Source organism: Glaesserella australis (genome assembly GCF_003260095.1).
GTDB lineage: Bacteria > Pseudomonadota > Gammaproteobacteria > Enterobacterales > Pasteurellaceae > Glaesserella > Glaesserella australis.
Genome location: NZ_PTPX01000013.1, coordinates 188522 through 199169 on the forward strand (window position 1 = coordinate 188522; position 10648 = coordinate 199169).

The 10648-nt window shown below is 43.6% G+C and carries 10 protein-coding genes; 6 read left to right on the forward strand and 4 right to left on the reverse strand.

What is annotated here, in order from left to right; all coding sequences use genetic code 11:
* Positions 1-196: 196 nt before the first annotated feature.
* Entirely contained in the window at positions 197-616 is a 420-nt protein-coding gene (locus tag C5N92_RS06755) for a GNAT family N-acetyltransferase (protein WP_111750076.1), read from the reverse strand.
* A 6-nt stretch (positions 617-622) separates the two neighbouring features.
* Complete coding sequence (locus C5N92_RS11420) at positions 623-754, reverse strand: hypothetical protein (RefSeq protein ID WP_255409104.1); 132 nt, start codon at positions 752-754, stop codon at positions 623-625.
* An 82-nt stretch (positions 755-836) separates the two neighbouring features.
* Here C5N92_RS11420 and mioC point away from each other — a divergent pair, with 82 nt between their 5' ends.
* Entirely contained in the window at positions 837-1280 is a 444-nt protein-coding gene (gene mioC, locus C5N92_RS06760) for an FMN-binding protein MioC (RefSeq protein ID WP_111750077.1), read from the forward strand.
* A 10-nt stretch (positions 1281-1290) separates the two neighbouring features.
* A complete protein-coding gene (locus C5N92_RS06765) occupies positions 1291-2955 on the forward strand; it encodes a bifunctional metallophosphatase/5'-nucleotidase (RefSeq protein ID WP_111750078.1) in 1665 nt (554 codons plus the stop codon).
* Between the two features lie 72 nt (positions 2956-3027).
* Here the strand turns inward: C5N92_RS06765 and C5N92_RS06770 are convergent, their stop codons facing one another.
* On the reverse strand, positions 3028-3333 hold the full coding sequence (locus C5N92_RS06770) for a PTS sugar transporter subunit IIB (protein WP_111750079.1): 306 nt from the start codon (positions 3331-3333) through the stop codon (positions 3028-3030).
* A gap of 166 nt (positions 3334-3499) precedes the next feature.
* Here C5N92_RS06770 and hslV point away from each other — a divergent pair, with 166 nt between their 5' ends.
* From hslV to mutS, 4 genes are all read left to right on the forward strand, one after another.
* Entirely contained in the window at positions 3500-4021 is a 522-nt protein-coding gene (hslV, locus tag C5N92_RS06775) for an ATP-dependent protease subunit HslV (protein WP_111750080.1), read from the forward strand.
* A 67-nt stretch (positions 4022-4088) separates the two neighbouring features.
* A complete protein-coding gene (gene tnpA / locus C5N92_RS06780; protein ID WP_111750081.1) occupies positions 4089-4538 on the forward strand; it encodes an IS200/IS605 family transposase in 450 nt (149 codons plus the stop codon).
* Between the two features lie 68 nt (positions 4539-4606).
* Positions 4607-5929, forward strand: a complete 1323-nt coding sequence (gene hslU / locus C5N92_RS06785) for an ATP-dependent protease ATPase subunit HslU (RefSeq protein WP_111750082.1) — start codon at positions 4607-4609, stop codon at positions 5927-5929.
* Positions 5930-6037: 108 nt separating this feature from the next.
* Positions 6038-8632, forward strand: a complete 2595-nt coding sequence (mutS, locus tag C5N92_RS06790; RefSeq protein ID WP_111750083.1) for a DNA mismatch repair protein MutS — start codon at positions 6038-6040, stop codon at positions 8630-8632.
* A gap of 117 nt (positions 8633-8749) precedes the next feature.
* On the opposite strand, the gene C5N92_RS06795 is transcribed toward mutS, so the two are convergent.
* A partial coding sequence (locus C5N92_RS06795) for a YadA family autotransporter adhesin (protein ID WP_181015877.1) occupies positions 8750-10648 on the reverse strand: 1899 nt, incomplete at its 5' end.

Consider the following 10648-nt stretch of genomic DNA (forward strand, 5'->3'; position numbering starts at 1 on the left):
TCAATCTGACCGCTTGTAAGCAGTAAAATGGGGGCATTATACAAAAAAACCACCCAAAAGGGCGGTTTATTTTTGTTGGGTGTGCCGTGGGTTTCACCCACGGTTAAGCATAGTAGCATCCCGCAGGGATGCTTTGGGCTATAGAAAAGTTGAGCTATAAAAAAACTTGCCCTAACGGGGCAGTTTTATGCATAACCTAGGGTGAAACCCTAGGCTCTAAGACTGTATTCTCCCCTACACCCCCAACCCAAAATCTCTTTATCTTCCCATCAACCAACGTCTCAAACACTCCGCCGTTATTTAAAATCACTTTTTCAGAGGCAATATTGCTCTCTTCGCAGGTAATCAGCACACGGTCTAAGCCGATGTCTTTTGCTTTGACTAAGCCTAATTTGAGCATTTCTGAGCCGTAGCCTTGTCCCCAAAAGTCAGGGTGAATGGCATAGCCGATATGTCCGCCATATTTGCGGATAAAGTCGCCGTTGAGATTGTGGCGAAGGTTGATAGTGCCGATCAGTCTGTCTAACTCGTTGTGCCAAGCAAGGTAGGTGGTATCTTGCACTTTGTTAAAGCCCCATAAGGTTGGCGAGCCTTCAGGTAGGGCAACATATTCCAACCATTGTTAAAAATCATCAAATTTATCCAACATCGCAGAGCCGGGGATTTTGTCGCCCTTGGTTAAACAGGCTTGGCGATATACCATTACTTCTACCTGATGTGATTTATTGGGTAATATCAAGGTAATCCTACTCATCTTTCCTCCCGATGTAAAACTGATTTATTCTTTATATCAAATCTTCTAAAATTAGCCTATCTTTCACAACCCGAGAATACTTATGTCTCAATCTATTTGCATTATCACAGGTAGCACCTTAGGCGGTGCGGAATATGTTGCCGATCACATCAACGATGTTTTAGGTTCACAAGGCTATCAAGTCGAGCTATTTAACCAAGCGGAATTAGCCGATATTCAACATCAATCTACCCTTTTAGTCGTGACTTCCACGCACGGCGCAGGGGAATTACCTGAAAACATTCAACCCCTATTTCAACAACTTGCCGACAGCGATTTGGATTTAAGCCAAATGAAATTTGGTGTGATTGGCTTAGGCAGTTCGGATTATGATACCTTTTGTAATGCAGTAAACCTTGTTGAGCAAGGATTGACGGCGAAAGGGGCAACATTGGTCTGTGAGTCGCTACGCATTGACGTGGTGAATAATTTTGACCACGACAGCACAGCAGAAAACTGGCTTCCAAATTTTACTTCCAACCTATAAGGATAAAACGATGAAAAAACTACTAGGTACTCTCTTTATGTTATCTGCGGTCAGCGTTGCCGTTGCCAAAGAAGTGAACATTAAAATTTTAGGGACATCAGACGTTCACGGGCGTGTGGTGCCTTGGAGCTACGGAGCGGACGTGGAAGATCGTTCGGGTTCGTACGCTCAAATTGCGACTTATGTGAATGAAGTGCGTAAAAATCACCCGAATACACTGTTGGTGGAAGTGGGCGATGCTATTCAGGACAATCAAGTGGAAGTATTTGCAAAAACCCCTGAATATGCCAAAGACAACCCTGTTCCGAAAGTGTTAAACGCAATGAATTACGATATTTTTGTGTTAGGTAATCACGAATTTAACTTTGGTATGCCAGCGTTAGATGCGATTTTGGAAGATATTCAAGCGAAAAAAATCACTGCTAACTTCTACCACAAAGATGGCAAGCGTTATCTTGACCCAACAACGATCATCGAAAAAGAAGGCGTGAAATTAGGGATTATCGGCTTAACTACGCCAATGTCGGCGATTTTCGAGAAAGACACGGGCTATCTCGATCAGATGAAATTCACATCACCGATTGAAGAAACCAAAGCACAAATTGCGGACTTAAAAGCGAAAGGGGTTGATGCGATTATCGTGATCGCTCATATGGGGATTGAGAACGAAAACAACATTGCCGATACAGGCGTGGCGGATTTGGTGAATGCGGTGGACGGTATTGATGTGATTATCGCAGGGCATATGCACAAAAATATCCCGAGCGAAACCATTAAAAATACGCTGATTACCGAGCCACACCGTTACGGTACAGTCGTGTCGGAAGTAGATTTAACCTTTGATGTGGACGACAAACAAGCGGTCAAATTGCTCTCAAAATCTGCAAAAACCGTACCAGTGAACAAACTAGCGTCTGATCCGAAAATCGTGGAAATCTATCAACCTTATCACGATGAACTTCGCCGTTTGAATAACGTGGTGATCGGTCAGGTGGCAAACGATATGATCCCGCAAGGTAAAAATCACGGTGTTTCCATTGCGTTCTCAAAAGACACGGGTATGTCGTCACTCATTCACGATGTGCAACAACATTACAGTAAAGCTGATGTGGTCTCTTTTGCTTTCGACTATGAAACCGTGCGTTTAGACAAAGGCGACATCAAGAAAAAAGACATCATCTATAACTATCGCTACGCAGGCGGTGATGTGTCTGTATATGAATTAACTGGCAAACAGCTCAAACAATATATGGAATGGTCAGCGGACTACTTCGATACCATTCAACCGGGCGATACCAACTACCGCTACAATGATGTGCGTGGAAAATCAAAATATGTGACCTTTGATCTGTTCGGTGGCGTGAGCTATAAAATTGATTTACGCAACCCAAGCGGCAGTAAAATTGTGGACTTAACCCTTGCAGATGGACGCAAAGTAACCGATGAGATGAAGCTCAAAGTCGGTATGAACTCTTACCGTTTCGGACAATTAAGCAAAAAAGGCGGTATTTTTGCAGGGCAACAAATTCCTGTGATTTGGGAGTCTAAAGTCGCAATGGGGCAAGAAGCTGGTACGATCCAAAATATGCTTATCGACTACATCACCAACGTGAAACAAGGCAAGATTGAAGGCTTGTCTCACAACCGTTGGGAGATTATTGGGTTAGGGAAATAAGCCATCATGAAATAAAAATCTCACTTGGTTATCCAAGTGAGATTTTTATCTTCAACTAACACAATACGTTATCTATTTTCCTAAAATAGCATTAATTGCATTCGCATAACTTTCAGATACTTTGCCAAAAATGACATGAACATGATTGTCATGAATAGTCACGACTTCCGCTGCACCTAATGCTTTTAGTTCATTACGATTAATATTTTCTTTAGATTTCAGCTGAACTCTTAAACGAGTCAAACAAAAATCTAAATGTTCAATATTTTCTGCTTTGCCTAAAGCATCAATAATTTTAGGCGCAATTTCTTCTGGTGAAAGAGAGCTATCTTTCGCTGTTTTTCCACAACCAAAAAGATTTTTTAAAATTTGTACCATATTTCCACTCCTTAATTTAAGATAAATTGATGTGCGTATTTTAATCCTTATTACGCTATTTTCTATTCACTTTACAAAATTTTTTCGTAATCTCACCGCTTGCACTTGAAACAATCAAGATTGCCCACAAATAACGACACAGTTTTTGATAAAAATAGGAATTGAAATGACAACAATTGTATGTGTCCGCAAAAATGGCAAAGTCGCTATCGGCGGCGACGGACAGGCAACTCTCGGCAACTGCATTGAAAAAGGCACAGTGCGTAAGGTTCGCCGTTTATATAAAGATAAAGTGGTAACAGGTTTTGCAGGTTCCACCGCTGATGCGTTTATTTTGCGTGATCTGTTTGAGAAAAAACTGGAATTACATCAAGGGCATTTAGTCAAATCCGCCGTTGAATTGGCGAAAGAGTGGCGAACCGAGCGATCTTTACGCCGTTTGGAAGCGATGATGATCGTGGCAAATGAAAGCGAGTTTTTGTTAGTGTCAGGCAGTGGCGATGTGATCGAGCCTGAACAAGACGTGTTAGCAATCGGTTCTGGCGGAAATTATGCCAAAGCTGCCGCACTAGCGTTGTTACGCACAGAAAATAATTTATCGGCAAAAGAAATCGTTGCTGAAGCACTGAAAATTGCTGGGGATATTGATATTTACAGCAATCATAATCACGTGATTGAAGAAGTTTAGCTAGAGCCTAGGGCTTTCTCCCTAGGTTACGCATAAATCAGCTCCTACGGAGCTGGGAAAAGACAAAATGAGTTACACTAAACTTCTCTATCATATTATTTTTCGCACAAAATATAGTGAGCCAAGTATCTGCGTGGAAAACGAAGCGGATTTATATCGTTATATTTGGCGTTTTGCGAATGATAAAAAATGTGTACTTCATCGTATAAATGGAATGCCTGATCATCTACATTTATTGGTTGAATTACCAGCGGTTTATCCTGTCGCGACTTTTGTTCGAGAGCTAAAAAATGCTTCTCACAAGTTTATTGATGATCATAAACATTTATTTCCCACTTTTTATGCGTGGTCGGTTGGCTACTGTGCATTAACTTACAGTAACAGCGAAAAACAGAAAATTATCAATTACATAAAAAATCAGAAAGAACATCATAAAATCTTCAGCTTTGAAGATGAGATTAAACAACTTCTGATTGAACAAGAAATCGAATATTCACCTGAATACTTTAATTTATAACCAGCTCCGTAGGAGCTGATTTATACATAACCTAGGGCGTGTAGCCCTAGGCAACATAAGGACTTACTATGTCAATGACCCCTCGTGAAATCGTCTCTGAATTAGACGCACATATTATCGGACAAAATGAAGCTAAACGTGCGGTGGCAATCGCTTTGCGTAACCGCTGGAGACGTATGCAACTGCCTGAAGATCTCCGCCAAGAAGTAACCCCTAAAAATATCCTGATGATCGGTCCAACGGGCGTAGGGAAAACCGAAATTGCTCGCCGTTTGGCTAAATTAGCCAATGCCCCGTTTATCAAAGTGGAAGCCACAAAATTTACTGAAGTGGGCTATGTGGGTAAGGAAGTGGACTCGATTATTCGTGATCTTGCCGATGTGTCGATGAAATTAGTCCGTCAGCAAGCGGTCGAAAAAAACCGTATGCGTGCACAAGATGCAGCGGAAGATCGCATTTTAGATGTGCTGTTGCCACCGGCGAAAGACCAGTGGGGCAATGTGCAAGAGAGTGATAATGCTTCGACTCGCCAAATTTTCCGCAAAAAATTGCGTGAAGGTCAGCTCGATGACAAAGAGATTGAGATTGATGTGGCAACGCAAGTGAGCGTTGAAATTATGACCCCACCGGGTATGGAAGAGATGACCTCACAGCTGCAATCGCTGTTTGAAGGAATGTCGCCGAACAAAACCAAAAAACGCAAAATGAAGATCAAAGATGCGTTAAAAGTAATGGTTGATGAAGAAGCGGCGAAGCTAGTCAATCCCGAAGAGCTGAAACAGCAAGCGATTGAAGCGGTGGAGCAACATGGTATCGTCTTTATTGATGAGATCGACAAAATCTGTAAAAAAGGCGAATACAGTGGCGGCGATGTCTCTCGTGAAGGGGTACAACGTGATTTACTGCCGATCATCGAAGGCTCAACGGTCAATACCAAACACGGCATGGTAAAAACCGATCACATTTTGTTCATCTGTTCTGGGGCATTCCAAGTGGCTCGTCCGTCAGATTTACTGCCTGAATTACAAGGTCGTTTGCCAATTCGTGTAGAACTCAAATCGCTCAATAAAGAAGATTTTGAGCGTATCTTAACCGAACCGAACGCATCTCTCACGCTACAATATCGTGAGTTAATGAAAACCGAAGGGGTAGAAATTGAGTTCACCAAAGATGGCATCAGCCGTATCGCTGAGTCGGCATTCCGTGTAAACGAAAAAACCGAAAACATCGGAGCAAGACGTTTGCACACTGTGTTGGAACGCTTAATGGACGGCATTTCCTTTGATGCAAGCGAACGCTCAGGCGAGAAGATTGTGATTGACGAAAAATACGTCTCTGATGCGTTAAATGACGTGGTTGAGAATGAAGATTTGAGTCGGTTTATTCTTTAATCAAGTGACAAGCGGTGGGTTTGGTATAAAAATTTGCAAATTTTTAGGCTAAACCCACCGCTTGCTTTTCTGTTAAAATAGCCCAAATTTTCTAAATCAAACAATGCTATGACTCAAGATTTCTCAAACCACACGCCGATGATGGCACAATATCTGCAACTCAAAGCCCAAAATCCTGACATTTTGCTGTTCTATCGAATGGGGGATTTTTACGAGCTGTTTTATGAAGACGCTAAAAAAGCGGCGGCGTTGTTGGATATTTCGCTGACCAAACGGGGGCATTCCGCAGGGGAGCCGATACCGATGGCAGGCGTGCCGTATCACGCTGTTGAAGGCTATTTAGCGAAGTTGGTGGCGTTGGGGGAAAGTGTGGCGATTTGTGAGCAAATTGGCGATCCTGCCACGTCCAAAGGACCTGTTGAGCGGAAAGTGGTGCGGATTGTGACGCCTGGAACAGTGAGCGATGAAGCCTTGTTGCCCGAGCGCCAAGACAATTTGGTCGCTGCAGTTTATCAAGAAAAAGGCACTTTTGCCCTTGCGACCCTTGATATGAGTTCGGGGCGTTTTTTGATTAGCGAATTACCAAGCCGAGAAGCCTTAGCAGCGGAGTTGCAACGTACGCAACCTGCCGAAATTCTCTATCCTGAAGATTTTTCTGACGCTGGTATTCTGCAGGGCTACAAAGGTTTACGCCGCCGTCCTGTGTGGGAGTTTGAGCTAGTCACCGCCGTGCAGTTGCTCAATCGTCAATTTGGCACGCAAAATCTGACGGGCTTTGGGGTTGAAAAAGCGGTGGTTGCCTTGTGTGCCGCAGGCTGTGTGTTGCACTATGCTCAAGAGACCCAACGCACCGCTCTGCCCCATATCAACAGTATTCATTTGGCACAAAATAGCGACACCATCTTGCTTGATGCCGCCACTCGCCGTAATTTAGAACTGACCACCAACCTTGCAGGCGGTACGGAAAACACCCTTGCTGCTGTGTTGGATAAATGTGTTACGCCGATGGGCAGTCGTTTGCTGAAACGTTGGATCCACCAGCCTATTCGTGATCTCGCCAAGCTCGGCACTCGTCAGCAGACTATTTTAGCTTTGCAAAAAAATGAGCGGATCGCACCGCTTCAACCGTTGTTGCAACAAGTCGGTGATATGGAGCGAATTTTGGCTCGAGTGGCATTGCGAACCGCACGTCCACGTGATCTCACCCGTTTACGCACGGCGTTAGAGCAGATCCCTGAGATTGTAAAAAACGCCCAACAACTTACCGCTTGTTTAGATGCAACATTGCAACAGATCGCCGATTTTAGCGACATTTTCGAGCTATTAAGCCGAGCGATCATCGATAATCCGCCACAGCTTATCCGTGATGGCGGCGTGATTGCCGAAGGCTACAATGCGGAGCTAGACGAGTGGCGAAGCCTTGCGGACGGGGCGACTAAGTTCCTTGATGACCTGGAAGCGAGAGAGAAAGCCAACACGGGCATTGATACCTTGAAAATCGGCTTTAATGCGGTACACGGCTACTACATTCAAATCAGTCAGGGGCAATCGCACAAAGCCCCGATCCATTATGTTCGCCGCCAAACTTTGAAGAATGCGGAACGTTACATCATTCCCGAGCTGAAAACTTACGAAGATAAGGTGCTGAAAGCCAAAGGTGCGTCCCTTGCCCTTGAAAAACAACTGTATGACGAGCTGTTTGACTTACTAATGCCACGTTTGTGTGAGTTGCAGTTGGCAAGTTTGGTGTTGGCGGAGCTTGATGTGCTGACCAACCTTGCCGAACGAGCCGAAAGTCTCAACTATGTAATGCCAACCTTTAGCCACCAACGTGGTGTCAATATCAAAGGCGGTCGGCACCCTGTGGTTGAACAAGTGCTGAAAACACCGTTTATCGCCAACCCTGTGTTGCTCAACCCACAACGCCATTTGCTGATTGTCACGGGGCCGAATATGGGCGGTAAAAGTACCTATATGCGACAAATTGCTCTGATTACGCTAATGGCGTATATCGGAAGTGCTGTGCCAGCTCAAACGGCGGAAATCGGACCGATTGACCGTATTTTTACCCGTATCGGTGCGTCAGATGATTTGGCTTCGGGGCGTTCGACCTTTATGGTAGAAATGACCGAAATGGCGAACATTTTGCATCAATCGACCGAAAACAGCTTAGTGTTGGTGGACGAAATCGGGCGTGGCACATCGACTTATGACGGCTTGTCGCTAGCGTGGGCGTGTGCCGAATGGCTTGCCAAAAAAACGCAATCGCTCACCCTGTTTGCCACCCACTATTTTGAACTCACTAGCCTACCAAACCAGCTCAAAGGCATGGCGAATGTGCATTTAGATGCGTTGGAACATAACGATACTATCGCCTTTATGCACAGCGTACAGGAAGGGGCGGCGAGCAAAAGTTATGGTTTAGCAGTGGCAGCGTTGGCTGGCGTGCCGAAACAGGTTATTCAGTTGGCAAAACAGAAATTGACCCAACTGGAGCAACTTTCTCAACAAACGGCACAGTTAGACGCAAATCCGCAGCAAGATCTGCTCTTTTCCGCACCTTTGCAAAAGGTTGAAACAACCCCACCGCTTGCCGAGCCTTCAGAATTAGAGAAAATGGTATCTAACATTGATCCTGATGAACTCACCCCAAAACAAGCCTTAGAAACACTATATCAATTGAAAAAACTTCTAAATAAGTGATAGTCGACTAAGTTTTTTGATCTTTTACAGAAGATCATGTCTTACTTCTAAGACTTTCTTTACCAAATAAAAAGCCCCTTCATAAAAGGGGCTTTGATTTAAAGATAGATTTTTATATTACCATTGGTAACCAACACCAACGCCACCAGAGATGTGACCTTGGCTATTTGCTGTACCCTGAAGTTTCAAGACAACTTTACCATTATCACTTGCTCTAGAATAACCAACAGCAACAGCTGAAGCACCAGCATATCCACCTGCAGCAGCAGATACCATAGATTTACCTGCCGACATTACTTGTGGGAGTGAAGATGCAGCTGCTGAGCTTGCACCAATGCCACGTACACGTTTATCTAATTTATCAACTTTATTGTTAACATTATTGATATCTCCTTGTACTTGTTTTAATTGGCTTACATTCACTGCATCAGTATCTTTTATACCTGGGGCAACATTAGTAATACGAGTTTCAGCACCTTTAGAACCAACGCTTAACTCTTTCACACCATCTTTAGCTGTGCTAGATGATACTTTCACACCATTATCACCGCCAACAGTCACAGATGTGAATGTCGGATTCTCAACGGTTGCAACAGAAATATTATTACCAACTTGGTTGATCTTAATATTTTTACCACCTTCGAACGTCACTGTATTTTCAGCTTGTGTAGCAGATTTACCTAGTTTCACTCTACTTGTCACTTTGGTATCTGTGTTTCCAGATGTTGTCACAGTCCAACCTTGGTTAGTTTCATAGAGCTGGCTACCATTAACGGCATCTTTACTATCTACCGTAATATCACCATCTTTCACATTAGTAATCTGCTTGTCACCTGCATCAACACCATCTTTAGTTACTTTTGGACCATTATTGATCACAAGTCCATCATTACTAATCGATGTATCTCCTGTTGTGACTTGCTCAAAGTTTGGTTTTTCAGAGATCTTAATCACCAATTCGCCGTTAACAACATCAACTCGGATATTTTTCTCTGATGCACCTTCACTCTGTGCTAATCCACCTAAAATACGAAGTGTTTCGTTAAGTTTCTTCTCAATAACTTTATCCGTATCATTACCTACGAATTTCAAGCCATCGCTAAGAGTTGCAACTTCCTCTGGAGTTTTTGGATTTCCATCAGGATCTACAGGTGTATAAACGATACGAGTTAATGTTTCTCCATCTTTTCCGTTAACGCCAGGTTGACCGTCTTTAACGTTAATGGTTGCACTTGCTCCATCTTTTCCATCAGCACCTTTAGGACCAGTTAAACCGATAGAACCATCTTTTCCATTGATCGCAACACTCGCTCCATCTTTACCATTTACACCAATAAAGCCGTCTTTGCCATCTTTACCATCTTTTCCAGGCTCGCCTACAACAATGCTATCTCCTGTTTCAACAGTATAAACCGTAGTATTACCTTCACCTTGTTTAGAGTTAACTACCATGTTTTTACCTGCTTCAACGGTAGTACCATTTACATTAACTGTAAACGTGATTTCATCGGCTGACTCTACTCTTGCAACATCATTTACATAAGTACCTGGGATAATCTTAATATCCTGAGAACCACCTGGTGTACCAGGAGCACCATCTTTTCCATTTACCCCATCTTTACCATCACGGACGATTGTAGTGGTTGTGCCTGTTGCATCCGTTACACTGATTGTATGGGTACCATCATTGTTGTTGGTTACTGTCGCCGTAGCTGATGTACCGTCTTTACCGTCTACACCATCACGACCGTTTGCACCCATGTCACCTTTTTCACCTTTCGCTCCGTCACGAACTGTTGTGGTCGTTGTGCCTGTCGCATCTGTTACGCTGATTGTATGGGTACCATCATTGTTGTTGGTTACCGTCGCCGTAGCTGATGTACCGTCTTTACCATCTTTACCTGCTACGCCATCTTTTCCATCCACACCATTACGTACCGTCGTTGTTGATGTTTGACCATTACCATCTGTGACTGTGATCGTATGTGTGCCGTCTTGGTTATCTACAACACTTGC